This window comes from Pseudomonas sp. NBRC 111140 (assembly GCF_001320885.1).
GTDB classification, from domain to species: domain Bacteria; phylum Pseudomonadota; class Gammaproteobacteria; order Pseudomonadales; family Pseudomonadaceae; genus Aquipseudomonas; species Aquipseudomonas putida_P.
This window is the reverse complement of the sequence record NZ_BCBQ01000002.1, coordinates 148,280-173,870: the sequence shown is the minus strand read 5'-3', so window position 1 is coordinate 173,870 and position 25,591 is coordinate 148,280. Positions and strand designations below refer to the sequence as shown.

Sequence of the window (25,591 nt, the reverse complement as noted above, 5' to 3'; positions counted from 1 at the left end):
CAAGCTGGTGAAAAAGCTGCTCGAAGAGCTGTCGACCACTACGGAGCGAGCGGTAAAGAAACGGGCTGAGTTACTCCACAAAATTGAGCAGGAGCTACAGATTCACACCGCGCTCGAAGAAGAAATTCTCTATCCGGCCATCAAGGAAGCGGGTGGCAAGGAAGAAGCGAAGATGTACTACGAGGCCAAGGAAGAACACCGGACTGTCGACGCCCTCGTCCTGCCCGACCTTATGCATACCGAAACCGGCACCGTCGAATTCGCCGGGCGGGTCAAGGTCATGAAAGAGTTGTTGGAGCATCACATCGAGGAAGAAGAAGGCGATCTCTTCCCCACCGCGAAGAAACTGCTCAGCAAGGACACCCTCGAGGAGCTTGGGCAAACCATGGAAATGCAGAAAAAGATCCTCAAGGGCGAGCAGCGAGCGACTTAAGCAAGTGAGCACCTGCCAGCGCCCTGAACGCTGGCAGGTGATCAGCTTCAGATTCCCCATCATCAGTTGGAAGGTTTCATGGAATATTGGATTGGGTTACTTGAATGGCCTGCCATGGTGATGACCGTGGTGGCAGCCTGGTGCATCGGTTCGGGCCGTCCGGGCAGAAGGAAGACAGGATTCTGCTGTTTCATCGCAAGCAACGTGCTGTGGGCCGTGTGGGGCTGGCAAGCACATGCCTGGGCACTGATAATCCTGCAGTTCTGCCTCTGCGCGATGAATTTGCGGGGGTGGCGGAAGAACACGCAACTGGAAATTGCCGGGTGATAACGCTCTGACAAGCAGGTGGCCCAGCGATGCTGCCCGTATTCGTCTATCTACGGCGCCTTTCGCCCACCACCGGTCGTCAGTTCCATCGACCTCCATGCCAGCTCACCGGTCAACCCTGGGAGACTTCGACCGCGACGGTGAATCAATGGACGTGCTTGCTGACAATGATATGTCGACCCGTAGTCACGTGGTGGGGCAACTCATCATGGTGTTCTCCTTGATCTTGTTGTTAGCCCTGTTGCTGGGGCTGTTCTCCCTCTACCGCCTCGCCGGGGCGCTCGACGTCCAACAAATGGAGCAAAGCCGTTTTCATGCTGATTCGGCTATCAAACAACTGCAGAAGAGCGACAGGACGTTCCTGCTGACCCACACTGATTGGCAGGCCGCCTATGATCACCTGGGGAGGCAGGTCGACACGCATTGGGCATACATCGAGGACAACGTAGGCGCCACGCTCTTCACCGCCGATGGGTATGAGGGAGTATACGTGCTCGATGATGAGGGTACCCGCTACGCCATGCTGGAAGGTCAGCTCAGCCAGCAGGGGCTTGAGCAGCTCACCTCCAGTGCTGACAAGATCTTGCACCTTGCTCGCCAAGCCGCCCAGCATGACCAGGCGACTTCAGGATATATCGTATTTCGTGGCCTGCCGGCGTTGTACAGCGCTGCACTGATACGTCCACAGGCCCAACCCCACCACCTGCCGAAACCCACAGCAGTGATGGTGTTCATTCGCGTTCTCTCACCGAAGGTGCTGTTGGTGCTGGGCGAGTTGGCGGGGTTGTCCGGCGTGGCTGTAAGCGATTCGACCGAGCAGCGTAAAGGGCGTGGTGTTCTCGCCCTCCAAGGCATCGGTCTCGCCCTGAGCTGGGATTTACCGCAGCCTGGCACCCAATTGATCAAGACAGTAATTACGCCCCTCGCTATCGCCGTGCTCCTGATTGCGCTGACCATTGCACTGTTTGCACGCTATGCGATGCGGGCCAGCACGAGGATCGATCGTAGCCACCATGCGCTCATGACATCCAGGGCTGCCCTGCAATCGAGCGAAGAGCGCTTCAAGGCTGTGGCCGAAGCCGCATCGGACTGGATCTGGGAAACGGATGTGCTCCTACGGCTAACCTACCTGTCGGACCGTTTTAGCGAACTTACCGGGCATCCTGTAGAAGTATGGCAACAGCGCCCGATTACCGAGCTGCTGTCGTGTGATACCAGCCATTTCCAGACCTGGCTTCATAGTCTGGCTGCGACAAGCTCTTCCGGTACCCTACGCTGCCAGTATCAGGATCATCTGGGCCAACAGCGTATTTGCAGAATCGCTTCCCGCGCAATCGTGGATCAGAGCGTCTGTACCGGGTTTCGTGGCACTTGTAGCGACATCACCGACGAAGTAGCCGCACATGCCCAGATTCAGCATCTCTCTTTGCACGATGCCCTTACCGGGCTGCCGAATCGCAATAAGCTGTTTCGGTTCCTCGAACAAACCATGAGTAGCACTGGGCCACTCCAGGTAGCGCTGCTGATACTGGATCTTGATAATTTCAAGCCGATCAACGACAGCCTTGGGCATCCGGCAGGCGATGCGGTGTTGCTCGAGGTGGCCGGCCGCCTTGGTCAGGTTACCCGCGACAGTGACCTGGTTGCCCGCTTGGGAGGCGACGAGTTCATCGTCGTAGTGACCCGGCCAGGGGATCGCAAGGACATGGACCGATTCTGCATCCGCTTGATCGAGGCAATCAGACGACCCATGCAGGTCGAGGGGCATAGTGTTCAAGTGGGTGTGAGTCTTGGTGTCGTGATGTCGGCCGAATATCCCGGTACGCCAACCGATTTGATCCGCTACGCTGACGTGGCTCTTTACAGCGCCAAGCAGGCGGGCAAAAACACCTGGCGCTTTTTTTCAGCGCAACTGAATGCAGCATTGATGGACAAGCGTGTCCTGGAAAGCGAACTACGCGATGGCATACCACGTGGCGAGCTTGTGCTGCACTTCCAGCCGCGCTTCAAGGTCGACGGGGTGTCGCTCGCATCGGCTGAGGCCCTCGTGCGTTGGCGACACCCACGCCTGGGCCTGCTACACCCGGATAGGTTCATCCCGCTGGCCGAAGAGTCTGACCTGATCGTGCTGCTTGGCAACTGGGTGTTACAGGAAGCCTGCAATAAGGCGCGCGGCTGGCCACAGGCGGTAATCGTATCGGTAAACATGTCGCCGGCCCAGTTCAGCCGCAGCGATGTAGTTCGCGACGTCGGCGACGCATTGCGCACCACCGGCCTGCCGGCCCATCGACTGGAACTGGAAATCACTGAAAACGTCATGCTCAACGACGTTGAAGGCGCTCTGCATACCATGCATGCACTGAAGGAGCTGGGCGTGCGCCTGAACATGGACGACTTTGGGACCGGTTACTCCTCTCTGGGTTACCTGCGTACCTACCCGTTCGACAGCATCAAGATTGACAAGCGCTTCGTTCAGCATCTGGGTAAGAGCGGCAGCGACCGCAGCGTGGTCCAGGCCATCATCAATCTTGGCAACGCAATGGGTATGACGGTAACTGCCGAAGGTGTCGAGACCGCAGAGCAACTGGCCCTCCTTAGCGATGACCAATGCCATGAAGTGCAAGGTTTTCTGCTCAGCAAACCGCTGGAAAACGAAGCGCTGATAGGAATGATGAGGGAGCAGATCTCATGAGCGAATTCACGTCTCGGAGAACGCGATGAGGGGATGTGCGTGTAACTTTCCCGATGGGTGCCAAGTCCAGACGCCGGTCTAATTCACCCGTTCCACGGATCATCCCCGCTGACAGCTAGCGTTGCTGGCGGCGCCCGCCCAACTGGATCCAGACCGGCGCATGATCACTGGCCTTGGCTTCGTTGCGCACCCAGGCATCCACGCCCGCCCGCCTCAGATAAGGGCTGAGATCAGGGTTGAGCAGCAGGTGATCAATACGGAGCCCGGCATTGCGCGCCCAGTGATTGCGAAAATAGTCCCAGAACGTGTAGATGCGCTGCTCGGGATACAGGTGACGAACAGCGTCGACCCAGCCCTGCGCCAGCAACTGTTGGAAACACGCCCGCGATTCAGGTTGCAGCAGCGCGTCCTTGAGCCATGAGCGCGGGTTATAGATGTCCAGATCGGTGGGCACAACATTGAAATCGCCCGCCAACACCGCAGGATGGCTGCTGCCATGCAGTGTTTGGGCATGCTTGATCAGGCACTCGAACCAGCGCAGTTTGTAATCGAACTTGGGGCCGGGTTGCGGGTTGCCATTGGGCAGGTAAAGGCAGCCCACCAGTACACCATGCGCCGCAGCTTCCAGATAGCGGCTCTGCTGATCGTCCTGCATGCCGGGCAGCCCGCGACGCACCTCCAGCGGCTCGCTATCACGCGCCAGGATCGCCACGCCGTTCCAGGAGGGTTGCCCTTGGTACAGGCAACCATAACCTGCAGCTTCGATGGCCTGGCGAGGAAACTGCTGATCGGCCGCCTTCAACTCCTGCAAGCAGGCAATGTCCGGTTGCTCCCGCTCCAGCCAGGCCAACAGTGCGGGCAGGCGGCTGCGGATGCCATTGATGTTGAAGGTGGCGATCTTCAGCGCTTTCATGCGTCAGGGTCGCTCACGTGAGCCTGCACGGCATCTTCCAGTGCCCGGATATGTGCCTCATCGGCCAGTGCCTTCAGCCTCAACCAGTCATCCCAGTCAATCGCACCATCGTCCCGTAATGCCTCGGCGGTGCGAACCAGTTCATGGTGGTAGGCGTCCGGCGATTCGCGCCGGTAGCTGATGTCGTCGTACTGCGCGTACCAGGCTTCAAGTTCAGGAATGCTGCGTTCGATGTTCATGACGGCCGCCTCGTTCTATCCCTGCTAGTGAGAGCCCTAGTGCTGCGCAATGTTCAACCGCAACGGCCAGTCGGTCAGCATCCCATACCACTGAAGGAGTGCATTGGAACTTCTCACCCCGTCCGAGACGTCCCACATCCACACCTGGCAAAAACGGAGATTGAACGATGAGTGCAAAACTGAGTGGCAAGCGCGTTGCCTTTCTGGTCACCGATGGCTTCGAACAAGTGGAGTTGACCGGACCTCGCGAAGCCTTGCAGAAAAACGGGGCCGTGATCGACATCCTGAGTGACAAGGAAGGTACTGTCCGCGGCTGGAACCATGACAAGCCGGCCGATGAGTTTGCGGTGGACGCGACGTTCGACAGCGCCCACCTCGACCTTTACGATGCCATCGTGCTACCGGGTGGGGTACAGAATTCCGACACCATCCGCCTGATACCTGGCGCCCAGAAACTGGTCAAAAGCCACAATTCGGCCAGCAAGCCACTGGCGGTAATCTGCCACGGCGCCTGGCTGCTGGTATCGAGTGGACTGGCCAAGGGCAAACGGATGACCAGCTACAAGACCTTGCAGGATGATATCCGCAATGCAGGTGGCCACTGGGTCGATGAAGAGGTAGTGGTGGACGGCAACCTGATAACAAGCCGCAAGCCGGATGATATCCCCGCCTTCAGCGAGCAATTGGTCAAGGCCCTTGCGGGCTAGCTCCCTGACCTGTGAACTGGCAAACACCTGGTTTGCCAGTTCAACACACCAACTCCGTTTGCACGCATTGACCTGACTTTTGCTGCAACGGTTTGCAAAACCGGCACACCACCTTACAATCGCGATTAATTCCCATATGCATCTGATTAGCGGAAAGGTGAAGTGCCCATCGACACCCCACTGCAACCCATTGACAGCCTGTATCGCGATCACCACGGCTGGCTGCAAGGCTGGCTGCGCCACCGCCTGGGTGATCGCGAGCGGGCGGCGGACATCGCTCAAGACACCTTCCTGCGCCTGCTGGTAACCCGCCGCCTGCCGGAACAGCGTGACGGCCGTCGATTCCTGGTGCAGATCGCCCGCAACCTGGTCATAGACCAGTGGCGTCGCCAGCGTATCCACCAAGCTTATCTGGAGAGCCTCGCAGCCCTGCCCGAGCCAGAGACGCCGTCACTGGAAACCCGCGCAATCGTGATCGAAACCCTGATGCAGATCGACGCCATGCTCGACAACATGCCTGCAAAGGTACGCGAGGCATTTCTGCTGTCGCAATTTGAAGGGCTGACCTACACACAGATCGCAGCTCGGCTGGACGTCAGCGTCAGCTCGGTACAAAAGTACATGCTCCGCGCCATCACTGCTTGCTATCAGGTCCTGTACGCTGAATGAAAAACGCCAGCGAAGCACCGCTCTCCCCCGCAATCTTCGAGCAGGCCAGTCATTGGCTCATGCTGCACTGGAGCGGTGAGTTCGAAGCGGCACAACAGCAGCGCTTTCTTGAATGGCGCGCCGCGGACCCGGAGCACGATCGTGCATGGCGACGCCTGGAGCGCCTGCAAAGTACCCTGAGCGGTGTCCCTGCGGATACAGCACTAGGGGTGCTGCGCGAGCTGCCCGATGCGCGTCGTCGGCAGACGCTCAAGCTGCTTGGCATGTTGCTGTTGGCCGGCGGGAGCGGCTATCTGGTGCATTCGCATTCCCCTTGGCGCGAAACCATGGCAGACCTGCGCAGCGGCACTGGCGAATGTTTGCGACGCTCGCTGGTCGATGGCAGCCGGCTTAGCCTGAACAGCGGCACTGCGGTTGATATCCGCTTCAACACGTCAGAGCGGCGCATTTGCCTGATTGCTGGAGAACTGCTGCTTGAAAGTGGTCATGACCCGGCGCAGCGCCCGCTGATTATTGAAACTGCAGAGGGGGAAATCCAGGCGTTGGGCACACGCTTTTCCGTGTACCAGCGTGAGGGTGGCAGCCATGTCGAGCTGTTTGAAGGCGAGCTGAAGTTGCGTCCGCGGCAGGCGCCCGCCAGCCGCCTGCAGGCAGGACAAAGTCGTTGGTTTTCCGCCAATCGCCTCGGCGACCTCGGGCCAGCCAACCTCAACACCATCGCCTGGCTAGACGGCCGCTTGATCGCCGAACGCATGCCGCTGGGGCATTTCGTCGCCGAACTGGCTCGCCATCGTCCCGGCGTGCTTCGCTGCGACCCCGCTGTAGCGCAGTTGCCACTGACGGGGGTGTTTCCCCTGGCAGACACCGACCGCGTGCTAATGGCCGTTCAGCAGTCGCTACCCGTAAAAATACACAGATTGACGCGCTTCTGGGTCAACGTCAGCCCGGCTTAGAAACGCAGAAGGCTGCTGGCCGTCTGCTTCCGGCCTGAATGGCAAAAAAGAGTTTGTGCAGTGTTGTCGTTTTGGTCGAGTTGTACGGGATACCTCTTGAAACCCATCAACAAGCCTTCTCAAGAGGATCGTTCAGAGTGTCGCACCTGCCCACGCCAACCCGTTCACGGCTGACCCACCACATCCTGCTTGCCAGCTTGCTCGGCGGCGCCCCTTTACTGCTTGCCGTGCCTGCAGCACTGGCCTACGCAAGCGAACAGACACGCCAGTACGCCATCCCGGCTGGGGGCCTTGATCAGGCGCTGAACCGTTTCGCGAGCCAGTCCGGCATCTTGCTGTCCGCAGACGCACAATTGACCGCCGGCAAGCATAGCCCGGGGCTCAGCGGCACCTACTCAGTGAGTGACGGCCTCGCCCAACTGCTGGCCGGCACCGGCCTGCGCGTGCTCAAGCGTGCGGACAGCTACATAATAGAAGTGGCAGCGGACAGCGAAGGTGCCCTGGAACTGGGGGCGACTACCGTAACCGGCGCACTGCTGGCTGGCACCACCGAAGGTACCGGTTCATACACCACACGTTCAGCGCAGACGGCCACCAAACTGCCATTGTCCCTGCGCGAGACACCACAATCAGTCACGATCATCACGCGCCAACGCATCGAGGACCAGAACCTCGCCAACCTCAACGAGGTGGTGCAGAACACCCCTGGGCTCACCCTGCGCCGGACGGGCCCCGAACGATCCTCGTACTACGCCCGGGGGTTTTCCCTCGACAACATCATGTATGACGGCCTGCCCACCAGCCTGGACAGCTCACAGGTGTCCCAGGACCTGCTGTCGGCCGACATGGCCATGTATGACCGGGTCGAAGTCGTGCGCGGTGCCACCGGCCTGATGCAGGGTGCGGGCAACCCTGCTGCATCGATCAACCTGATCCGCAAGCGGCCGACGCGGGAATTCCAGGCCAGCATCGAAGGCAGCATGGGCAGTTGGGACCGATACCGCACCGAGGTCGATGTCTCCGGGGCGCTCAACGACAGTGGAACCGTTCGCGGCAGAATGGTGACGGCGTATCAGACCGGCAACAGCTACCGGGACACCCTGGAAAACGAACGCAACCTGTTCTATGGCATCCTTGAGGCCGACCTGGACGACAGCACCACCTTGACCCTGAGTGCATCGCGCCAGCAAGACAACAACAATGGCAACGGCTGGACCGGCCTGCCAGTGGGCTTCGACGGCAGTGACCTGCATTTGTCACGCTCTACGTCGCTGAGCAGTGACTGGGAGTATTGGGACAAGACCAGCACCTCTGCCTACGCGGCACTGGAACACCTGCTGGACAACGGCTGGAAGCTCAACATCTCGGCTACCAAGACCTGGGCCGACCTGGACATGCTGGGCACCTATCTGGTCGCTAACACCACCACCCAGGCCTATAACCAGTTCGTCGGCGCGGGCCACTATCGGGAAACCCAGAACAGCTTCGATGCCTACGCCAGCGGCCCGTTTCGCCTGATGGACCGAGACCACGAACTGGTGGTCGGCGCCAGTCACCGGCGGGTGGTGTTCAACGGGGACGTGCCCTACAACATCTTGCTCAACAGCAACATCGACCTTTACAACTGGGACGCTGGCGCCACGCCAAAACCGCCGAGCCAGGACAAGTACGGCTGGCAGAACACCAATGCCAAGCTCAACAGCGTTTATGCCACCACACGCCTGAGCCTGGCCGACCCGCTGAAGCTGATCCTGGGCAGCCGCCTGGACTGGTACGACAACACCACCTCCTCGCCCTACAAAGGCACCGCCCCGAGCGAGCTCAAAGTCACTCGGCATGTCACCAGGTACGCCGGCCTGATCTATGACATCAACGAGCATCACAGTGTGTATGTCAGCTACACCGACATCTTCAAACCCCAGAACTACCGGGATGCCTCCGACAATATCATTGCGCCGATCACCGGGAAAAACTATGAACTGGGCATCAAGGGTGAGTACTTCGACGGGGCACTGAACGCATCGGCCGCCCTCTTTCAGATCGACCAGGAGGACCGCGCGAAGTCATTTACCGACGGTTGCCCTACGGCTCCCACTACCCCGTGCTACGAAGCGGCAGGCAAAGTGCGCAGCAAGGGCATAGAACTGGAGGTTCAGGGCCAATTGACGCCTGATTGGCAACTGGCTGCGGGTTATACCTTTGCCGAAGCCAAGTATGTCAAGGATGCCAAGAAGGAAAACGAGGGCCGCCTCTTCGACACCGATATTCCCCGCCATCTGTTCAAGATGAGCACGTCCTACACCCTGCCAGGGCAATTCAACCAATGGCGTGTGGGGGCCTCCCTTTATCACCAGAATCGAATCTACAACAAAAACACCACCTACATGATCGAGCAGGATGGCTACACACTGGTGGACTTCATGTTGGGGTTCAAGCCGACCGAACACATCGATGCGCGCGTCAATCTCAACAATGCGTTCGACAAGAAGTATTACAACGCGCTCAGCAACTCTGTCACGGTGCCGAGCAGCGTTTACGGAGAGCAACGCAACCTGATGCTGTCGCTGAAGTACACATTCTGACAGCTGCGCTGCCCCCGGCTCTCACACAGCCGGGCACGCTAGCCAGGCTCACGGTTTCTTTTCTACATCCCTGGGTGCTTTCGCCGGGCCTTGTGGGTCCAATTGAGGGTCGTCCAAGTCCGGAGAGTCCGGGTCGAACCCCAGGTCCTCATCCTTCGTTGCATGATCGGAAGAATGGGGGCCTTTTTGCCGCTGCTCGTCGGGTTTGTTCATCATCCGTTCTCCGAGTGTGTGTGTGTGTCACCGTCACGGCCTTGCCCCTGCCTAGACAACGCCATGGCTTGTTCCTGAACATTTCAATGGGGATCGTCCCTGCCTGGGCCCGCTTCGTCGTGCTCCCCCAGTTGCTGGTACCGCTTTCGAAGCGCATGGAGTTCAGCAGGCCCCATGTCCTCAAGGTCGAGCAATGCCTTGTGCGCCCGTTGGGTAGTGCGCAACAGTTCGTCCAGTTTGATGTGCAACTCGTCGCTATCACGGTTTTGGGTATTCTGGATCAGGAACACCATCAGGAACGTGATGATTGTGGTCGACGTGTTGATGACCAGCTGCCACGTGTCGTTGAAATGAAACAAGGGCCCACTTACGCCCCAGGCTATGATCAACATCAAGGCAATAAAGAAGGTCAACGGCCGCCCGCTGTGGTTGGCTAGCCATTGTGCAAAACGATCAAATTTCATCGCTGAGCCTCCTTCGTGGTGTACCGCGGTGCAACCCTGGCATCCGGTGGAGGATTGCAACACCGGCAAAGTTCCCAATTTTGCATAGCCATCCACTCGTCAATCCCGGTGAACAATCTCGTCCTGCTGCCTGTCGCTACTGTTAAGCACAGGAGCTCAGGGGGCTATGGTGAGCGAGATCCGCATTGGAATTTCCGGTTGGCGCTATGGCCCATGGCGCAAGGACTTCTACCCCGAGGGGCTGCGCCAGGACGACGAGCTGGCGTTTGCCTCACGGGCAGTCAACAGTATCGAAATCAACGGTTCGTTCTACGCCCTGCAAACGCCCGAGCGCTATGGCAAGTGGCGTGACGAGGCACCGCAGGGCTTCGTTTTCTCAGTCAAGGCGCCGCGCTACATCACTCATGTACGCAGGCTCCGCGAAATCGACGAGGCGCTTGCCAACTTCTTCGCATCGGGCCCCTTGCTGCTGGGCGACAAACTCGGCCCCTTCCTGTGGCAGTTTCCCCCCAACCTGAAATTCGACGCGCAGCGCTTCGGCGACTTTCTGGCCAAGCTGCCACGCGACCGCAAAGCCGCCCGCAGCATTGCGCGCCACGCCGCAGAACGCCTGCAAGGCAACGGCGGCGTGGCCGTGCCGGGTAATGCGCGCCTGCGCCACGCCGTGGAAATCCGCCACCCCAGCTTCCTCTGCGACACCTTCATCAACCTGCTACGCAAGCACAAGGTTGCGTTGGTGGTCGCCGACAGCGCCGGCAAATGGCCCTATGTCGAAGAGGTCACGGCCGATTTCATGTACCTGCGCCTGCATGGCGATGTCGAACTGTACAGCAGCGGCTACACGGCCAGGGCACTGCGCCGCTGGCGCCTGCGCATCCAGGCCTGGGCTGCGGGCGGTCAGCCTGAGGATGCTCAGCGTGTGGTGCGTCGCGCCCCGGCAAAACGCACCTCCCGTGACGTCTACTGCTACTTCGACAACGACCAGAAAGTCCATGCCCCTTACGATGCCCGCCGCCTGCTGGACAAGCTAGGCCTTGACGGCGAGCTGGCGACCGAACCAGGCGTCGAGCCGCAGGAGCCGCTATGAACCCGACACTGCCCGCCCCCCGCTGCATCATCGACAAGGTCACCGCCGTACATCGCCTGACGGTACTGACCCTTAACGTGCACAAAGGCTTCACCCTGTTCAACCGCCGCTTCATTTTGCCGGAACTGCGCGAGGCGGTACGCTCGACCGGCGCCGACTTGGTGTTTCTCCAGGAGGTGCACGGCAGTCATCAACACCATGCCGAGCGCCATCCCAAGTGGCCAAAGACACCCCAGTACGAATTCCTCGCCGACAGCATGTGGCCGCAGTTCGCCTATGGCCGCAATGCGGTCTACCCCCATGGCGACCATGGCAACGCCCTGCTGTCCAAGTTTCCCATCCGTGCCCATGACAACCTGGATGTTTCGGTCCATGGCAACGAAGAACGGGGCCTGTTGCATTGCCAGCTGGAAGTGCCGGGCCATGAACAGGTGCACACAGTCTGCGTACACCTGGGCCTGCGTGAAGCGCATCGTCAGCGGCAGGTCGGCCTGCTGCAGGCATTGCTTGACAGCCTGCCGCCGGATGAGCCGGTCATCGTCGCTGGCGACTTCAACGATTGGCGCCTGAAAGCAGATGCGAGGCTGTCGGGCCACCTGGTGGAGGCTTTCGGCAAGCCGGCACGCAGCTTTCCCGCGCGCTTGCCGATGTTGCGGCTGGACCGCATCTACCTGCGTAACGCACAAGCTTGCGAAGCACGGGTGTTGTCCAGATACCCGTGGTCACACCTCTCCGACCATGCCCCGCTGGTGGCGCAGGTGACGCTATGAAGCTGCCTTGGTGCGACGGCAACCGCGTCGAGTTGCTGATAAACGGCGAGCAGTATTACCCCCGCGTATTCGAGGCCATGGCCCAGGCACGCGAGGAAATCCTCCTGGAAACCTTCATCATCTACGACGACAAAGTCGGCCAGCCCCTGCGCCAGGCCCTGATCGATGCCGCGCGACGCGGGGTGCGGGTCGAGGTGGCGGTGGACGGCTACGGCACCGCCGACCTGCCTGACGATTTCATCTCATCGATGACCGAGGCCGGGGTGCGTTTCCATTCGTTCGATCCGCAACCACGGCTGGTGGGCATGCGCACCAATCTGTTTCGCCGCTTGCACCGCAAGATCCTGGTGATCGACGGTCAACGCGCCTTCATCGGCGGCATCAATTACAGTGCCGACCACCTGGGTGACTTCGGCCCACAGGCCAAGCAGGACTACGCCGTGGAGGTCGTCGGCCCAGTGGTGGCCCAGGTGCATGCTTCTTCCTGCCGCATGCTCGCACCGGTGCTGGATGCCGCCAGCAGGATTGCGCCGGGCGGCATCGCTTCAGGCCCGGCCAGCGCCGTGCTGGTGGAACGCGACAACCAGCGCCATCGCAACGATATCGAAGCCTGCTACCTTCAGGTTTTCCGTGAAGCAAGGCAACGAATCGTCGTGGCCAACGCCTACTTCTTCCCCGGCTACCGCTTGCTGCGCGAACTGCGCAACGCCGCCCGCGGGGTCGAGGTGACGCTGATCCTCCAGGGGCAACCGGATATGCGCTGGGTACGCGCGCTCTCGCGGCTGCTCTACAACTACCTGTTGCGCGACGACGTGCGCATCCATGAGTACTGCCAGCGGCCGCTTCACGGCAAGGTTGCGTTGGTGGACAACGACTGGTCCACCGTAGGCTCAAGCAACCTCGATCCACTGAGCCTGTCGTTTAACCTTGAGGCCAACCTGCTGATACGCGACCCCGCGTTCAACGAACAACTGTACCAGCACTTGACCGAACTGAGCCGGGAGCACTGCAAGACCGTGACGCTGGAGCGCATGGTGCGCGGCTACTGGTGGCGTGCTCCGCTGATCTTCCTGGGCTTTCACATCACGCGCTATTTCCCGCAGATCGCCGGCTGGTTTCCGGCGCACCGGCAGCGCCTGCAGTCGCTGCAAGCCGACGGCGAGGCCCCGGCCGATTACCACGGGGGCAAGACCTGATGGCCACTACCCGCTGGAAGACATGGGGCAAACGCTTTCTGACCGTGCTGTTTCTGGTGTTGATACCAGTGCTGCTGTTCTCCCTCGCGCGCAACCTGGACTGGAACGAAGTCCGCCAATCGCTGCTGGCGTACCGGCCCTCGACCCTGGCCTTGGGGTTGCTGCTGGCCCTGTGCAGCTACTTGGTATTCGCCAGTTACGACCTGCTCGCCCGCGCCTACACCGGCCACCGCCTGCCGGCCCGTCAAGTGCTGCCGGTAGCATTCGTCTGCTATGCGTTCAACCTCAACTTCACCACCTGGGTCGGTGGCGTGGCCCTGCGTTATCGCCTGTACAGCCGGCTGGGCCTGGATACCCCGACCATCACCCGCATCCTCACCTTGGGGCTACTGACCAACTGGATGGGCTACCTGCTGCTGGCCGGCTCGGTATTCGCCCTGGGCTTCGTGAAGCTGCCGGAAAGCTGGGCGGTGGGTGCCAGCGGCCTGCGCCTGATCGGCGTATTGATGGTGGCGATAGCGTTGGCTTACCTGTGCGCCTGCGCCTTCGCCACGCGGCGCACGTGGGCGCTGCGCGGGCACGAAGTCACCCTGCCAAGCCTGCGTATGGCGCTCTGCCAGGTCGCGCTGGGCGCAAGCAACTGGGCGCTGATGGCAGCGCTGATTCACCTGCTGTTGCCCGCTGAGCTGTTCTATCCCTCGGTGCTGGGTGTGTTGCTGATCAGTTGCGTGGCCGGGGTGGTCGCCCATATTCCCGCCGGGCTCGGCGTACTGGAGGCCGTATTCCTGGCGCTGCTCCACGGCCAGCTAGGCCAAGGCACCCTGGTCGCGGCGCTGCTGGGCTATCGAACGTTGTACTACCTGATCCCGCTGCTGTTGGCGGTGGTGACCTACCTGGTTCTCGAGAAGCGCGCCAAGGCCCTGCGCAAGCAGGTCGGGGCAGCCCTCGACAAGCGCTGACGGGCCTTGGTGCCCGGGAGGTATATCATGCGATTCGCTCTGTACATGGCAATGCTGGGCACCCTGAGCTGCGGGCAGGTGTTGGCCGAAGGTTGCGACGTGGTTACCCGCTCATCCAGCGAGGCGGTCAAACCCGTGCAGCAACACACCTGTTACAGCTACGGCAACATTCCCGCTGAGGCGATTGCCTGGTCGTGCAGCAACGAAAGCAAAGAGATGTTGAACAACGAGAAGCGTCGGGTTGAGCGTTGCCCCGACGGCAGCGTTGGCAGCTGTATCGCGCCACTGACGCAGGAGACACTGGCCAACCCCGATGCCGCTGGGCGTGATGAACCTGCCACCCGCCCTGCACTACCCAAGGATGCGCGGATCATCACCTACTACTACGACACCCCTAGCCTGGGCCAGGCCCGCAGCGATTGCGAACGCAATAACGGTGTCTGGCAGACCCATTGAGGGCGTAACTCAAACCAGATGCGTGACGGGTGAGTTTCCACATGATCCCAACTCCCGTCTCACATCTGGCAGCAACTGGCCTCATGGCGAAATCGGATCGCTCGCCGGGAATGTTTCCTCCAGTGCATTATCGACATTGGACTCTTTCGACTCAGCCAACTCACCACACTTGCAGTCGCTCATTCGACAGGGTTCGCCATTGCGATGGCCCTTCGCACAGGCCTCGCAGCAATAGGCCTTGCCATCCTGGACCACAGCATTGGCATCCACGGTGCAAGAACAATGGGTGCAGGAACAACGTTGCTCATTCATTTCGGCTCTCTCCCTTCATCATCGGGTACCACCTCATCGGTCCACAGCTCGCCGTCCAGCGGCGCGGAGCGGGCCAGTTCGGCCTCGTCCAGGCCGGAACCGGCACCGATCTCGTGGGCCTCCACCTGGCGCAAGGTCTTGTCCGCCGGGCCGCCGCTGCCAGGCTCATGCGGATCGCGGGCACCGGTCTCATCGAGCAGCGTATCGGGGCTCAGGTCATCGAGGGTGACATTGTCCTCGTGCAGGCTGTCGCTCAGCGCCTCGCCGCCGGTCATGCCGCTTTCGGCGACACGCCGGGGCGGGTAATCCTCGGCGATCTCCCGCGCCGGACGCTCGTCGCCGACACGCCCCTGGCGTTCATCGCGGCGTTCGCTGAAATCCAGCTCGTGGACGCTGCCCATGCGGTCCTCGGTGTCGTCGATCTCAATGGGCGGTCTTGGGTCATCGGGTGTGGACATGAACGTTCTCCGTCTGTGGGCTTCACTCGGTCGACTCTCCCCGGCGGCAAATGATTCAGAGTTTCTGCCAGCCCTCACCCCTCGCATTTTTTGAACTCCTCGCGCCACCGCCGCCTCCCAATCCTGAGACCCGCGAACCCTTCCGGAGCCCGTCATGGCCAAACCCCTGCAGGAGTACCAGCGCAAGCGCGACTTCAATGCCACGCCCGAGCCGGCTGGTAAACGCGCCTGTCCCCGCTCGGCCCATGCGCTGCAGTACTGCATCCAGAAGCACGATGCCAGCCACCTGCATTACGATTTTCGCCTGGAGCTCGACGGCACCCTCAAGAGCTGGGCCATCCCCAAGGGCCCCTCACTGGATCCCAAGGTTCGGCGCCTGGCAGTGCATGTGGAGGATCACCCACTGGACTACGCCGATTTCGAAGGGCGCATCCCTGAAGGCCACTACGGCGCAGGCGATGTGATCGTCTGGGACAGGGGTGTCTGGGAGCCCGAAGGCGACCCACGCGAAGCCTATGCAAAGGGCAAGCTGCGCTTTCGCCTGCAGGGCGAAAAACTGTCAGGGGTCTGGAACCTGTTCCGTACTCACCTGGCCGGCAAGAAAGAGCAGTGGATGCTGGTCAAGTCTCATGATGGGCAGGCACGCAGTGAAACGGACTACAGCATTGTCGAGGCCCTGCCGGACAGCGTGCTGAGCGAACGTACCCTGCCCCCGCGCAGCCCGGCCAAGGCGACCACCGCCAGGCACAAGCGAGTCGGCCGCAAACCCCTGCCGGATACGCTCCAGCCGCAACTGGCCACGTTGGTCGACTCCCCGCCAAGCGGCGATTGGCGCTACGAAGTCAAATTCGACGGCTACCGCATCCTGGCGCGTATCGACGGTGACGACATACGCCTGTTTACCCGTAATGGCCACGACTGGAGTGCGAAGATGCCCCGGCAGGTCGAGGCGCTCAAGGCCCTGGGCCTGGACTCGGCATGGCTGGACGGCGAGATGGTAGTGGTCGACGACAACGGCGTGGCCGACTTCCAGGCCTTGCAGAACGCCTTCGACACCGAGCATGACGAGCGCATCACCTACTACCTGTTTGACCTGCCCTGGCTGGGTGGCGAGGACCTGCGTGCACTGCCGCTAAAACGGCGTCGCGACAGCCTGGCCCGGTTACTGGAAGGCCATGCATCGCAGGTACTCAGGTATTCCGCCGATTTTGAGGAACCCGTCGAGTCACTGCTCGATAGCGCCTGCCGGCTGGAACTCGAAGGCCTGATCGGCAAGCGTGCCGATAGCCCCTACGTTGGCCGGCGCAGTAGCGACTGGATCAAGCTCAGGTGCAAGCAGCGCCAGGAATTCGTGATCGTAGGCTACACCGACCCCAAAGGCAGCCGCAACGGCTTCGGCGCCCTGCTGCTGGCCCTGCACGACCACGGCAGCGGCCAGTTGCGCTACGCCGGCAAGGTCGGCACCGGTTTCAGCGCTACCACCCTGGATAGCATTCACGCCCGCCTCAAGCCGTTGCAAACCGACAGATCGCCCTTGCCGAAACCACCCACCGGTGCCGAAGCCCGCGGCGTGCATTGGCTCAAACCACAGCTGCTGGCAGAGGTCGCCTATGCCCAGATGACCCGTGAAGGCATCGTTCGCCACTCGGTGTTCCACGGCCTGCGTGACGATAAACCTGCCACCGCCATCGACCTGGAGCGAGCAATGCCCACCAAGCGCGCAGCACAGACAGAACCCGAGAACCTGGGCACCCTGCGCCTGACCCACCCCGACCGCGTGGTCGACGCAACCACGGGTACCACCAAGCGCGAGGTCGCTCACTACTACGCTCAGGTCGCCGACTGGCTGCTGCCACAGCTGAAGGACCGGCCTGTAGCCCTCGTCCGGGCCCCGGATGGTCTGGACGGCGAACTGTTCTTCCAGAAAAACGCCGGCCAGCTGCATATTCCCAAGGTGCTCAGCTACAACAAGGCCCAGGCCGGCCAGGCGGCCATGGTGCTCAACCGCGCCGACAGCCTGCTGGGCGCGGTGCAGATGAACACGCTTGAGCTGCACACCTGGAATGCCACCACCAAGGATTTCGATAAACCCGACCGCTTTGTCCTCGACCTGGACCCTGACCCGGCGCTGCCCTGGAAAGCCATGCTTGAGGCCACCCAGTTGATCCTTACCCTGCTCGACGAACTGGGCCTGAAGGTGTTTCTCAAGACCAGCGGCGGCAAGGGCATGCACCTCGTCGTACCCTTGACCCGACGCGCTGGCTGGGACGAGGTGAAGGACTTTAGCCATGCCTTGGTCAACCACATGGCCGGGCTGTTCCCTGATCGTCTCAGCGCCGTGTCCGGGCCGAAGAACCGGGTCGGGCGGATCTTTATCGACTATCTGCGTAACGGCAAGGGTGCCACCACCGTTGCCGCCTACTCGCTGCGGGCCCGCGAGGTCCTGCCGGTGTCGGTGCCGATCTGGCGTGAGGAACTGAGCCAGCTCAAGGGTGCCAACCAGTGGAACATCGGCAACCTTCACACGCGGCTTGCACAGGTCGAAGACCCGTGGGCCGAAATGGGCAAGACACGCCAGTCGATCACGTTGCGTATGCGCAAGCAGTTGGGTATTGCATGATGGAACTGACCCACTTCGATTCGTTGTTACACCGTTTTGCTCACCGTTCGCAGGCCATCGAACGCGACGCTTCGCTAATAGAACTGATGCAGGCCTTGCAGGGCGAACGGCTCGACGTGCTCCCGTTGCCCGGCCAGGGCTGCACGCTCGAACGCTGGCGCGTCCTGGCGCGGGTCGCCGGTTGCGATCTAAGCCTGGCCAAACTCTATGAAGGCCATACCGACGCCTTGGCGATCCTCGCCGAATGCGGTGCCGCCCAGCATGCCTCCAACGGCATTTGGGGCGTGTGGGCCGCCGAGCCGCCAGATGCCCGGGCATACATCGTCGAGCGGGACGGTGAACGCGTGCGCCTGCAAGGCCGCAAGGCTTGGTGTTCGGGCGCGTTGCAGGTCGACCGTGCCCTGCTCACGGCCTGGGAAGACGACCAGCCTCAGTTGGTGGCCATCGAACTGCCTCATCCCAGCCAGCGCATCCTGGCCGAGCATTGGCAGGCCGTAGGCATGGCCGCCACCCGCAGTGTCGTCATCGAATTCGACGACTCGCCAGGGCTGGCCATCGGTTCGCCCGGCCAGTACCTGTCCCGGCCCGGCTTCTGGCAAGGCGGCGCGGGTATCGCCGCTTGCTGGTATGGCGCCGCCGAGGCCCTGGCGGACTACCTTCGCGAACATTGCCGTAAACCCCGGCGCGACCCGCATGCCGATGCGCATCTGGGCGCAGTCGATGCTGCCTTGTACGGTGCCCGTGCCGCCCTTCGCGAATGCGCCACCTGGATCGACCTCCACCCTCAGGACGACGCCAGCTTCGAGGTGCGGCGCACCCGCGCCCAGGTCGAGCAGGCGGTCGAGCAGGTCATTCAGCATGTCGGCCGGGCGCTCGGTGCCACGCCGTTCTGTTGCAGCAGCCATTTCGCCCGGCTCAGTGCCGACCTGCCGGTATACATACGCCAGAGCCATGCCGAACGCGACCTGGCCGAGTTGGGCCGGCAACTGACCGGCCTGCCGGCGGGAGCATGGCAACTATGAGCCAGAACTTGATACAGGCTGCGCAAGGAACGCCATGGGGCGCTTGGCAGCATTCTGCTCAGTTGGCCCGCGCCAGCTGGACGCTGCCCGAGCAGTTGTGCCCCCCCGGAAGGCGCCTGGTGCTGCTGGCTCCGCACCCGGACGACGAAATCTTCATGGCCGGCGGGCTGCTGGCCAGCTTCCAGGGACGAGAACAGGACGTGCTGCTGATTTCTGCTACCAATGGCGAGGGCAGCCACCCGCATTCCTCGCAATGGCCCGAGCGCCGCCTGCGTCATCAGCGCCTACTGGAAAGCCGCCATGCCCTGCAACTGCTTGGGCTGGACCTCAACCGTTTGGACTGGCGACGACTCAACCTCAAGGATGGCGCGCTGCCCCATGATGAAGCCTTCCTGGTCAATCACCTGAACCAGTTGCTCAAACCTGGCGACCTGCTGCTGACCACATGGCGCGGCGACGGCCATTGCGACCACGAAGCAGCAGGTCGCGCCTGTGCCCAGGCTGCCCAGGCCAGGCGTGTACAACTGGCTGAGGTCCCGGTCTGGGCCTGGCACTGGGCAAGCCCCGATGACCCGCGCCTGCCCTGGCCCCGGGCTCACCGCCTGCAGCTGTGCGATGAGCATCTGGCGCTCAAGCGCCAAGCCCTTGCCGCACATGCCAGCCAGTTGCAGCCCGATGGTGATCGGCCACCGGTTGTGTCAGAACAGCTGCAGGCTTGCCTGTTGCAACCGTTCGAGCTGATATTCCTGTCAACGGAGGCAACATGAGCCTGGACGCACAGTACTTCGCCGACTTGTATGCCGGCAGCGATGACCCCTGGGCCTTTCGTACCCGCTGGTACGAACGGCGCAAGCGCGAGCTGACCCTGGCCAGCCTGCCGCGCCAATGCTATGAACGCGTATTCGAGCCAGCCTGCGCCAATGGCGAGCTAAGCATCCTGCTGGCCGAACGCTGCGCCAGCCTGTCGTGCCAGGACATCGACGCGACCGCCGTGGCCCTTGCCCGTCAGCGGCTTGCAGGTGTGAGCCACGCCCATGTCGAACAGGGCCACCTGCCGGGCGACTGGCCGGGCGGGCAGTTCGACCTGATCGTGCTCAGCGAAATCGGCTACTACCTGGACCCCACCGACTGGCTGCAGGTGATCGAGCAATCGGTGGCCAGCCTGGCGTATGACGGTGGTTTGCTGGCCTGCCACTGGCGCCATCCCATCGCCGGTTGCCCGCAGGATGGCCGCGAGGTGCATGCCCTGCTGGCCAGGCATCTGCCACTTTATCCAGTGCTGCGCCACGAGGAGGCAGACTTCCTGCTCGAATACTGGTCGTGTCAGCCCAGCGTGGTGGACCTTGACGAGACCTGCCCATGATCGCCGTCATCATACCCGCCCACAACGAAGCTCGTCGCCTCGGGCACTGTCTGGCCGCCGTCAAGCTGGCGGTGGCGCAAGCGGAAGCGGCGGGCTTGGCAGTGGAGGTCCTGGTGGTGCTCGACCGCTGTGTCGACGCCAGCGCGCGCATCGCCCGCCGCCATGGCGTGCATACCCTGGAACTGGAGGCCGGCAACGTCGGCATCGCCCGGCGGCTGGGCGCGGAGTGGATGATCGAGCGCGGTGCCCAGTGGCTGGCCTTCACCGACGCCGACAGCCGCGTGCCTGGGCATTGGCTGGTGTCACAACTGCAATGGCGCGCGGACGCGGTGTGCGGCACGGTGCACATCGAACGCTGGCAGCCGTGGCAGAACGCAGCGTTACGCCAGTTGTACCGCAGCCGTTATCAGGCACGAGACGGGCATCGACATATCCATGGCGCCAACCTCGGTGTATGCACCAAGGCCTACCAGCGCGTGGGCGGCTTCCAGCCATTGCCGGCGCATGAAGATGTGCATCTGGTGCTCGCCCTCGAAGCCAGCGGCGCACAGATCGTCTGGACCGCAGCGCACAGCGTGGCCACCAGCAGCCGGGTGGACAGCCGTGCGCGCGAGGGCTTTGGGGACTATCTCAAGGCGCTGGAGGGGCCGTTTGCATAACTCATGACGCCTTGCGCGGTCGCTTGGCTGCCGGCTTCTTCGCTTTGGTCTTTCCGCCGAGGCTACGTTTAAGCAGTTCAGTGAGGTCGATGATGTCGGCGCCCTTCTCAGCCGTCGCGCCCTCGCCTTTGTCCACGGTCTCGATCTTGCCTTTGCTGGCTTTCTCTTCCACTAGGTCGAGGATGGTCTGGCGAAACGCATCATGGTAATCATCCGGCGTCCATTGCCCGCTCATGTCCTCCACCAGGCGCCGGGCCATGTCCAGCTCACGCTTGTCGACCTTGCTCTCGGTCACGCTCTTGTCCAGCTCCAGCGTATCCAGCCCGCGCACCTCTTCCGGCCAGCGCAGGGTGATCAACACCAGCGCGTCTTCCAGCGGGCGCAGCAGGGCCAGGTGCTGGCGGGTGTGCAGCACCACAGTGGCCAGGGCCACCTTGCCGGTGCTGTGCAGGGTCTCGCGCAGCAAGGCGTAGACCTTGCCGCCACGACGGTCGGGGCTCAGGTAGTAGGGAGTGTCAAACTGTTGCAGCGGGATGTCGCCGGCATCGACGAACGAGAAGATATCGATTGTCTGGGTCGCCTCGGGCCTGGCCTTGCGGATTTCTTCCTCGCTGATCACCACATAACGGCCCTTCTCGTACTCCACGCCCTTGACGATGTGCTCCTTGTCGATGTCCTTGCCGGTCACCTTGTTTACTCGCTTGTAGCCAACCGGCTCCATGCTGCGCTTGTCCAGCCAGTCGAAGTCCACACGCTCGCTGCGCACGGCGGTATTCAGCGAGACGGGGATGTGCACCAGGCCGAAGCTGATCGCGCCTTTCCAGATTGACCGGGCCATGGTCCGCTCCTACGTATTGAAGGGTTGGCCGGGCTGGCTGTAGCGCAGCGCGCCACAGCGTTCGCAACACTGGCAGTGAAACCCGGCGACTTCACACACCAGCAGGCTGCGCCATTGGCAGCCACGCAGCAGGCAGTAGAGTTTCATCAGCCACCTCCCTGGCCCTCTGGAGTATCCGGGCCCTTACTGAAACTGACTCCAAGGCGCCGCGAAGGTTTATCCGGATTTCCAAGGGCAGCGGCTCGCCACCGGCCTACCGATGATCGCTCATCACCTGCCCGACCACTGCGCGCATCGCCTGGCGGTTATCCAGGCCCTGTTCACGGGCCAACGCGAAGGCCTGCCGCTGGCGATCGGCACTGCTGCCCTCGCGCAGGATGTGCCGGGCCTGAATGAATGAACGCTCGGCATCTGCAGTGTCCGGCGGGCATTGCAGCTGCAACTGCATGAGCCAACCTTCGGCGCTTACCGGCTGTTGCTCGTGGACACCGATGAAGGTGGCCAGGCGGCCCTGACGCAGGGCGCGCCAGTAGTTCTCTTGGGTGACCCAGCGCATCTCGCGGCTGGCGGGGTCATCGTGGCGGGCCAGCGCCAGCTCGACAAGGTGGCGAAACAGGCCGGCGACGGCCAGTGCATCTTCCAGCCGCGGGCAGCCATCGCAGATACGCAGCTCGACCGTAGGGAACCGCCGCGAGGGCCTGATCGCCCACCAGAAGTCGCCGTCCTTGGCCAAGCTGCCGGTCCGTTGCAGCAATGCCCGGTAGCGCTGGTACGCGCTCCAGTCCGGCAACGGCTCAGGCAGCCCCATGTGCGGCCATTCCCCGCACACCACGCGGCGGTAGCTCATGTAGCCGGTATCCTCCCCGCCCCAATACGCAGACGAGGTACTGAGCGCCAACAACAAGGGCAGCCAGTAGAGCACCCGATTGATCACCCGCATCCGATCGATGCCCACCGGTACGCCAACGTGCACGTGCAAGCCATTCAACAGGCTGCGCTGGGCCACCAGCTGATAATCGTCGAACAACTGGCGATAGTGCGGGGTGCCACGTGGGCGTTGGCGCAGCCACTGGGCGCTGGGGTGGCTCGCCGCGCCGTACAGCCCGGCGCCCTCGTCGGCCAGTGCCTGGGCCAGGCGCTGACGCCGCTCGCCAAAGAAATCACGCGCCTGGTGCAGTGCGTCGAATATGGGCGAAGCGAGCTCTATCTGGCTGTGGAACATTTCCTCGGCGAACCACGGGCCCAGCGCATCCCGACAACAGCTGGCCACGGCTGCTGACGGAGCCGCCATGACCTGCCCGGTGGCCAGCTTCACCAGCAGGTATTCTTCCTCGATGCCAAACGTGCACTGCCGCGCCACGACGCTATCAGCCGCGACGGGTGACGGTCAGGGCCACGGCGGCAATGCGCTCGACCTGCTCGTAACCGGGTTCAAGCAATTGCTCACCGAATACATCCGGGTCCAGCTCGCGATAGAACCAACTGAACGCAGGCCCTGCCAGGCGCAACCGCATGGCTTCGAGCAGCGCGTCGCGCCCCTCGACGATGGCGACACCGGTGTAGAGCAGCAACGTGCCCCCTGGCGACAGGCGCTCCCGGGCTTGCTCCACGATGCGCAGCGACAGCTCGGCCCCCAGTGCGCCGCCGCCGTGGCGGTAGGCGCGCTGTCCGGCGTCGAGCATGTACGGCGGGTTGGCGACGATCAGGTCGAACGTACCTGCGATGTCATTGAGCAGGTCACTGCGCTCGACCGAAACATTGGCCACACCGGCCAAGGCGGCATTGATGGCGGTGTAGCGCAATGCCATAGGGTTGATGTCCACTGCGCAAACCTGAGCGTGTTGGGCGGCGCGAGCGATCAGCAACGCCCCTACACCGCTGCCACAGCCGATGTCTACGGCATGCTGCACGCGCTCGGGCGTGCTTCTCAAATGATCGTGTATCAGCTGGGCGAAACGGTAGCTGTCCGGGCCAAAGAACACCGCGTCGCGGCTGTCCGTTGGCCAGGCAGCATGTACCAGCAACAGATCGTCCAGGCTGGACCAGCGCACAGTGCTGCGCCACAGCGCACCTTGGGCCTCCAGCACGCCAGCGAGGCGCAGCTGCTCCAGTTCGTCAGGGCTAAGCAGCGACGCGGCAAACGGTCGACTCCAGCCGAACACATCACGCAAGGTACGCGCCTGCTGCGCATCGGCCCGGGCATTGACCCTGGCCTGGGTCGCCGGCGTCACACAGGTGAAACGATAGCCGTCGGCACGCAGTCGACGCCCCAACTGCAACAAGGCCTCATCGGCACGGATCTGGTCCTGGTCGAGCAGCATCAGTAGAGCCCTCCTTGCATCAAGCCGGTGGCCTGAATGAACGCGCGGGTGGCGTGCAGGCCCTGCGGGGTAGCATGCCGATTGCCAGCCATTGCTTCGATCAGCGCAGCCATGTCTGCAGCAGGCGGCGCAAGGGGTGTTTCATCTGCCAACTGCAAGGCGTGCTCCCACTGCCCTGGCGGCACCCGACGGATTTCTGCGCCTTGCCAGTCTCCGGCGATCCAGTCATGCCAAAGCTGCTTTTCATAAGCATCGAACACACCGAACATGGCCGCTACAGGGCCTTCTATCAGCGACCAGAAGCGGCTTTGTCGGGGATCGGTGTCGCGCTTGATCCAACCCTGAACCTGTAGCGCCTCCAGAAAATCAGGCATCGCGCCGGGTTCGGCAAGCCACTGGTTGATGGTGCGTCCTTGCAGGCGACAACGGTCCGAATGCATGCACTGGCCATAGATGCGCTTGCGCTCCAGCGCGCCGAGCAATTCGGCCCGCAGGTCGAACGAGGCGATCAACGACGGCGTGTCGATCCCCAGGTCATTAAGACGGTAACCATGCCTGACACGCTCGTAAAACGCGGGTCGCTCATCCCGCATCAGCTCGGTGAAGCTCTCTATGGCGCGGCGCGCATGGCCGCTGGCGGCATTATCGATGGTCACATGCAACTGGAAGTAATGGGCGTCGATACCCAGCTCGGCCAGCTCGTGGGTGGTGATCAGCAGATGCAAGGGGGGCTGTTCGTAACCCAGGTTGTAACCGATCACTTCTGGAAGAAAACGCTCGCAGTGCTGGCCGAGCGCCAGTTGCAGCGCGCCCTGCAGGTAACGAGCAGGATCAAGCGGCCGCTCCTGCGAGCAACCCAGACGGCTGAGCAAACGCTGGTAGATCAGCACGTGATTGCAGCGTGGGTCGCCGTCCCCGAGCTCTTCGAGAAAGGTGCGGATCAGCCCATGGAAGCGCGGGTCCTGCCAGTGCCACAGGGCCCCGTGCAGCCATGCACCGTCGACCGCCTTGGTCGGCGCGACTTGTTGCAGGAACCACAAGGCATGGGAACGGTTGGCAAAATAACGGCGGGCCCCACCCTGACGCCGGTGTTCCAGATAGGCCGCATGCGCTTTGGCGACACAACCTGCATGGGCATCGGCCCATTGCGCAAGTAGCCCCGGATCCTCTGGCAGATCGTCGACAAGCAGACGGGCATGACGCAATTGCTCCTCCAGCCAGGCCTCGCCCGTCGGTTCAGGGCCCTCAAGTAGCGCTCGATAGCGGCGTTCAAGCCCTGCGCTGGCCTTGTGGGTCGTGGTACCTGCCTGTGTCATTGCCACCATGCCTTGTACCTCG

The 25,591-nt window shown here is 62.2% G+C and carries 28 protein-coding genes; 17 read left to right on the top strand and 11 right to left on the bottom strand.

All coding sequences use genetic code 11. The features are described from left to right. The 3 genes from APH42_RS01455 to APH42_RS01445 form a co-directional block, all read left to right on the top strand. Positions 1–433: hemerythrin domain-containing protein (locus APH42_RS01455; RefSeq protein WP_082421363.1), on the top strand; the 433-nt coding region annotated here is incomplete at its 5' end. A 78-nt stretch (positions 434–511) separates the two neighbouring features. Continuing rightward, on the top strand, positions 512–760 hold the full coding sequence (locus tag APH42_RS01450; RefSeq protein ID WP_060492552.1) for a hypothetical protein: 249 nt from the start codon (positions 512–514) through the stop codon (positions 758–760). A 148-nt stretch (positions 761–908) separates the two neighbouring features. Then, the gene (locus tag APH42_RS01445) at positions 909–3,452 is read left to right on the top strand and encodes an EAL domain-containing protein (RefSeq protein WP_060492551.1); all 2,544 of its coding nucleotides are present in this window, start codon (positions 909–911) and stop codon (positions 3,450–3,452) included. Between the two features lie 115 nt (positions 3,453–3,567). On the opposite strand, the gene xth is transcribed toward APH42_RS01445, so the two are convergent. Next, a complete protein-coding gene (gene xth, locus APH42_RS01440; protein WP_060492550.1) occupies positions 3,568–4,365 on the bottom strand; it encodes an exodeoxyribonuclease III in 798 nt (265 codons plus the stop codon). Continuing rightward, the gene (locus APH42_RS01435) at positions 4,362–4,604 is read right to left on the bottom strand and encodes a hypothetical protein (protein ID WP_060492549.1); all 243 of its coding nucleotides are present in this window, start codon (positions 4,602–4,604) and stop codon (positions 4,362–4,364) included. Before APH42_RS01435 ends, xth begins: the two co-directional genes overlap by 4 nt. A gap of 167 nt (positions 4,605–4,771) precedes the next feature. On the opposite strand from APH42_RS01435, the gene APH42_RS01430 reads away from it, so the two are divergent. The 4 genes from APH42_RS01430 to APH42_RS01415 all read left to right on the top strand — a co-directional run bounded on the left by APH42_RS01430 (position 4,772) and on the right by APH42_RS01415 (position 9,515). Then, a complete protein-coding gene (locus tag APH42_RS01430; protein ID WP_060492548.1) occupies positions 4,772–5,311 on the top strand; it encodes a type 1 glutamine amidotransferase domain-containing protein in 540 nt (179 codons plus the stop codon). A gap of 162 nt (positions 5,312–5,473) precedes the next feature. Continuing rightward, a complete protein-coding gene (locus APH42_RS01425) occupies positions 5,474–5,980 on the top strand; it encodes a sigma-70 family RNA polymerase sigma factor (protein WP_060492547.1) in 507 nt (168 codons plus the stop codon). Continuing rightward, positions 5,977–6,933, top strand: a complete 957-nt coding sequence (locus APH42_RS01420; protein ID WP_060492546.1) for a FecR domain-containing protein — start codon at positions 5,977–5,979, stop codon at positions 6,931–6,933. Before APH42_RS01425 ends, APH42_RS01420 begins: the two co-directional genes overlap by 4 nt. 137 nt (positions 6,934–7,070) lie before the next feature. After that, the gene (locus APH42_RS01415) at positions 7,071–9,515 is read left to right on the top strand and encodes a TonB-dependent receptor (RefSeq protein ID WP_060492545.1); all 2,445 of its coding nucleotides are present in this window, start codon (positions 7,071–7,073) and stop codon (positions 9,513–9,515) included. Between the two features lie 48 nt (positions 9,516–9,563). On the opposite strand, the gene APH42_RS30080 is transcribed toward APH42_RS01415, so the two are convergent. Together APH42_RS30080 and APH42_RS01410 are read right to left on the bottom strand one after the other, a co-directional pair. After that, positions 9,564–9,728 (bottom strand): DUF6021 family protein, encoded by a 165-nt coding sequence (locus APH42_RS30080; protein WP_169725121.1) that lies wholly within the window; start codon positions 9,726–9,728, stop codon positions 9,564–9,566. Between the two features lie 83 nt (positions 9,729–9,811). Beyond that, positions 9,812–10,192 (bottom strand): low affinity iron permease family protein, encoded by a 381-nt coding sequence (locus APH42_RS01410; protein ID WP_060492544.1) that lies wholly within the window; start codon positions 10,190–10,192, stop codon positions 9,812–9,814. Positions 10,193–10,358: 166 nt separating this feature from the next. Here APH42_RS01410 and APH42_RS01405 point away from each other — a divergent pair, with 166 nt between their 5' ends. Genes APH42_RS01405 through APH42_RS01385 form a run of 5 tightly spaced genes read left to right on the top strand, consistent with a single transcriptional unit; the run spans position 10,359 to position 14,660 of the window. After that, positions 10,359–11,279: a DUF72 domain-containing protein gene (locus APH42_RS01405; protein WP_060492543.1), complete on the top strand. Its 921-nt coding sequence runs from the start codon at positions 10,359–10,361 to the stop codon at positions 11,277–11,279. Further along, positions 11,276–12,049 carry an endonuclease/exonuclease/phosphatase family protein gene (locus APH42_RS01400; protein WP_060492542.1) on the top strand — a complete coding sequence of 258 codons (774 nt, stop codon included), beginning with the start codon at positions 11,276–11,278 and terminating at the stop codon, positions 12,047–12,049. Before APH42_RS01405 ends, APH42_RS01400 begins: the two co-directional genes overlap by 4 nt. Beyond that, positions 12,046–13,245 (top strand): cardiolipin synthase ClsB, encoded by a 1,200-nt coding sequence (clsB, locus tag APH42_RS01395; RefSeq protein ID WP_060492541.1) that lies wholly within the window; start codon positions 12,046–12,048, stop codon positions 13,243–13,245. The genes APH42_RS01400 and clsB overlap by 4 nt, the downstream gene beginning before the upstream one ends. Then, positions 13,245–14,204, top strand: coding sequence for a lysylphosphatidylglycerol synthase domain-containing protein (locus APH42_RS01390; RefSeq protein ID WP_060492540.1), 960 nt, complete (start codon positions 13,245–13,247; stop codon positions 14,202–14,204). Before clsB ends, APH42_RS01390 begins: the two co-directional genes overlap by 1 nt. 27 nt (positions 14,205–14,231) lie before the next feature. Then, positions 14,232–14,660, top strand: coding sequence for a hypothetical protein (locus APH42_RS01385; protein ID WP_060492539.1), 429 nt, complete (start codon positions 14,232–14,234; stop codon positions 14,658–14,660). Between the two features lie 81 nt (positions 14,661–14,741). Here the strand turns inward: APH42_RS01385 and APH42_RS28945 are convergent, their stop codons facing one another. Further along, positions 14,742–14,972, bottom strand: a complete 231-nt coding sequence (locus APH42_RS28945) for a metallothionein (protein WP_081238088.1) — start codon at positions 14,970–14,972, stop codon at positions 14,742–14,744. After that, on the bottom strand, positions 14,969–15,430 hold the full coding sequence (locus APH42_RS01380; protein ID WP_060492538.1) for a hypothetical protein: 462 nt from the start codon (positions 15,428–15,430) through the stop codon (positions 14,969–14,971). The genes APH42_RS28945 and APH42_RS01380 overlap by 4 nt, the downstream gene beginning before the upstream one ends. A 154-nt stretch (positions 15,431–15,584) precedes the next feature. On the opposite strand from APH42_RS01380, the gene ligD reads away from it, so the two are divergent. Genes ligD through APH42_RS01355 form a run of 5 tightly spaced genes read left to right on the top strand, consistent with a single transcriptional unit; the run spans position 15,585 to position 21,094 of the window. Next, positions 15,585–18,050, top strand: coding sequence for a DNA ligase D (gene ligD / locus APH42_RS01375; RefSeq protein ID WP_060492537.1), 2,466 nt, complete (start codon positions 15,585–15,587; stop codon positions 18,048–18,050). Then, positions 18,047–19,072, top strand: a complete 1,026-nt coding sequence (locus APH42_RS01370; protein ID WP_060492536.1) for a hypothetical protein — start codon at positions 18,047–18,049, stop codon at positions 19,070–19,072. Before ligD ends, APH42_RS01370 begins: the two co-directional genes overlap by 4 nt. Beyond that, positions 19,069–19,839 (top strand): PIG-L deacetylase family protein, encoded by a 771-nt coding sequence (locus APH42_RS01365; RefSeq protein ID WP_060492535.1) that lies wholly within the window; start codon positions 19,069–19,071, stop codon positions 19,837–19,839. The genes APH42_RS01370 and APH42_RS01365 overlap by 4 nt, the downstream gene beginning before the upstream one ends. Beyond that, positions 19,836–20,435: a bifunctional 2-polyprenyl-6-hydroxyphenol methylase/3-demethylubiquinol 3-O-methyltransferase UbiG gene (locus APH42_RS01360; protein WP_060492534.1), complete on the top strand. Its 600-nt coding sequence runs from the start codon at positions 19,836–19,838 to the stop codon at positions 20,433–20,435. Before APH42_RS01365 ends, APH42_RS01360 begins: the two co-directional genes overlap by 4 nt. Beyond that, complete coding sequence (locus APH42_RS01355; protein ID WP_060492533.1) at positions 20,432–21,094, top strand: glycosyltransferase family 2 protein; 663 nt, start codon at positions 20,432–20,434, stop codon at positions 21,092–21,094. Before APH42_RS01360 ends, APH42_RS01355 begins: the two co-directional genes overlap by 4 nt. A 1-nt stretch (position 21,095) precedes the next feature. Here the strand turns inward: APH42_RS01355 and APH42_RS01350 are convergent, their stop codons facing one another. The 5 genes from APH42_RS01350 to APH42_RS01335 form a co-directional block, all read right to left on the bottom strand. After that, a complete protein-coding gene (locus tag APH42_RS01350; protein WP_060492532.1) occupies positions 21,096–21,932 on the bottom strand; it encodes a Ku protein in 837 nt (278 codons plus the stop codon). Between the two features lie 9 nt (positions 21,933–21,941). Further along, a complete protein-coding gene (locus APH42_RS30075; RefSeq protein WP_169725120.1) occupies positions 21,942–22,079 on the bottom strand; it encodes a PSPA7_2676 family Cys-rich small protein in 138 nt (45 codons plus the stop codon). A 106-nt stretch (positions 22,080–22,185) separates the two neighbouring features. Beyond that, the gene (locus APH42_RS01345; RefSeq protein ID WP_060492531.1) at positions 22,186–23,292 is read right to left on the bottom strand and encodes a carboxylate-amine ligase; all 1,107 of its coding nucleotides are present in this window, start codon (positions 23,290–23,292) and stop codon (positions 22,186–22,188) included. A gap of 7 nt (positions 23,293–23,299) precedes the next feature. Beyond that, on the bottom strand, positions 23,300–24,253 hold the full coding sequence (locus APH42_RS01340; protein ID WP_060492530.1) for a class I SAM-dependent methyltransferase: 954 nt from the start codon (positions 24,251–24,253) through the stop codon (positions 23,300–23,302). After that, positions 24,253–25,578, bottom strand: coding sequence for an iron-containing redox enzyme family protein (locus APH42_RS01335; RefSeq protein WP_060492558.1), 1,326 nt, complete (start codon positions 25,576–25,578; stop codon positions 24,253–24,255). The genes APH42_RS01340 and APH42_RS01335 overlap by 1 nt, the downstream gene beginning before the upstream one ends. Positions 25,579–25,591: the final 13 nt, after the last annotated feature.

Coding starts and splice junctions, on each gene's coding strand:
- APH42_RS01450 (WP_060492552.1), top strand. CDS start 512: ATGGAATATTGGATTGGGTTACTTGAATGGCCTGCCATGGTGATGACC.
- APH42_RS01445 (WP_060492551.1), top strand. CDS start 909: ATGGACGTGCTTGCTGACAATGATATGTCGACCCGTAGTCACGTGGTG.
- xth (WP_060492550.1), bottom strand. CDS start 4,365: ATGAAAGCGCTGAAGATCGCCACCTTCAACATCAATGGCATCCGCAGC.
- APH42_RS01435 (WP_060492549.1), bottom strand. CDS start 4,604: ATGAACATCGAACGCAGCATTCCTGAACTTGAAGCCTGGTACGCGCAG.
- APH42_RS01430 (WP_060492548.1), top strand. CDS start 4,772: ATGAGTGCAAAACTGAGTGGCAAGCGCGTTGCCTTTCTGGTCACCGAT.
- APH42_RS01420 (WP_060492546.1), top strand. CDS start 5,977: ATGAAAAACGCCAGCGAAGCACCGCTCTCCCCCGCAATCTTCGAGCAG.
- APH42_RS30080 (WP_169725121.1), bottom strand. CDS start 9,728: ATGAACAAACCCGACGAGCAGCGGCAAAAAGGCCCCCATTCTTCCGAT.
- APH42_RS01410 (WP_060492544.1), bottom strand. CDS start 10,192: ATGAAATTTGATCGTTTTGCACAATGGCTAGCCAACCACAGCGGGCGG.
- APH42_RS01405 (WP_060492543.1), top strand. CDS start 10,359: ATGGTGAGCGAGATCCGCATTGGAATTTCCGGTTGGCGCTATGGCCCA.
- APH42_RS01400 (WP_060492542.1), top strand. CDS start 11,276: ATGAACCCGACACTGCCCGCCCCCCGCTGCATCATCGACAAGGTCACC.
- clsB (WP_060492541.1), top strand. CDS start 12,046: ATGAAGCTGCCTTGGTGCGACGGCAACCGCGTCGAGTTGCTGATAAAC.
- APH42_RS01390 (WP_060492540.1), top strand. CDS start 13,245: ATGGCCACTACCCGCTGGAAGACATGGGGCAAACGCTTTCTGACCGTG.
- APH42_RS01385 (WP_060492539.1), top strand. CDS start 14,232: ATGCGATTCGCTCTGTACATGGCAATGCTGGGCACCCTGAGCTGCGGG.
- APH42_RS28945 (WP_081238088.1), bottom strand. CDS start 14,972: ATGAATGAGCAACGTTGTTCCTGCACCCATTGTTCTTGCACCGTGGAT.
- APH42_RS01380 (WP_060492538.1), bottom strand. CDS start 15,430: ATGTCCACACCCGATGACCCAAGACCGCCCATTGAGATCGACGACACC.
- ligD (WP_060492537.1), top strand. CDS start 15,585: ATGGCCAAACCCCTGCAGGAGTACCAGCGCAAGCGCGACTTCAATGCC.
- APH42_RS01370 (WP_060492536.1), top strand. CDS start 18,047: ATGATGGAACTGACCCACTTCGATTCGTTGTTACACCGTTTTGCTCAC.
- APH42_RS01365 (WP_060492535.1), top strand. CDS start 19,069: ATGAGCCAGAACTTGATACAGGCTGCGCAAGGAACGCCATGGGGCGCT.
- APH42_RS01360 (WP_060492534.1), top strand. CDS start 19,836: ATGAGCCTGGACGCACAGTACTTCGCCGACTTGTATGCCGGCAGCGAT.
- APH42_RS01355 (WP_060492533.1), top strand. CDS start 20,432: ATGATCGCCGTCATCATACCCGCCCACAACGAAGCTCGTCGCCTCGGG.
- APH42_RS01350 (WP_060492532.1), bottom strand. CDS start 21,932: ATGGCCCGGTCAATCTGGAAAGGCGCGATCAGCTTCGGCCTGGTGCAC.
- APH42_RS30075 (WP_169725120.1), bottom strand. CDS start 22,079: ATGAAACTCTACTGCCTGCTGCGTGGCTGCCAATGGCGCAGCCTGCTG.
- APH42_RS01340 (WP_060492530.1), bottom strand. CDS start 24,253: ATGCTGCTCGACCAGGACCAGATCCGTGCCGATGAGGCCTTGTTGCAG.
- APH42_RS01335 (WP_060492558.1), bottom strand. CDS start 25,578: ATGGTGGCAATGACACAGGCAGGTACCACGACCCACAAGGCCAGCGCA.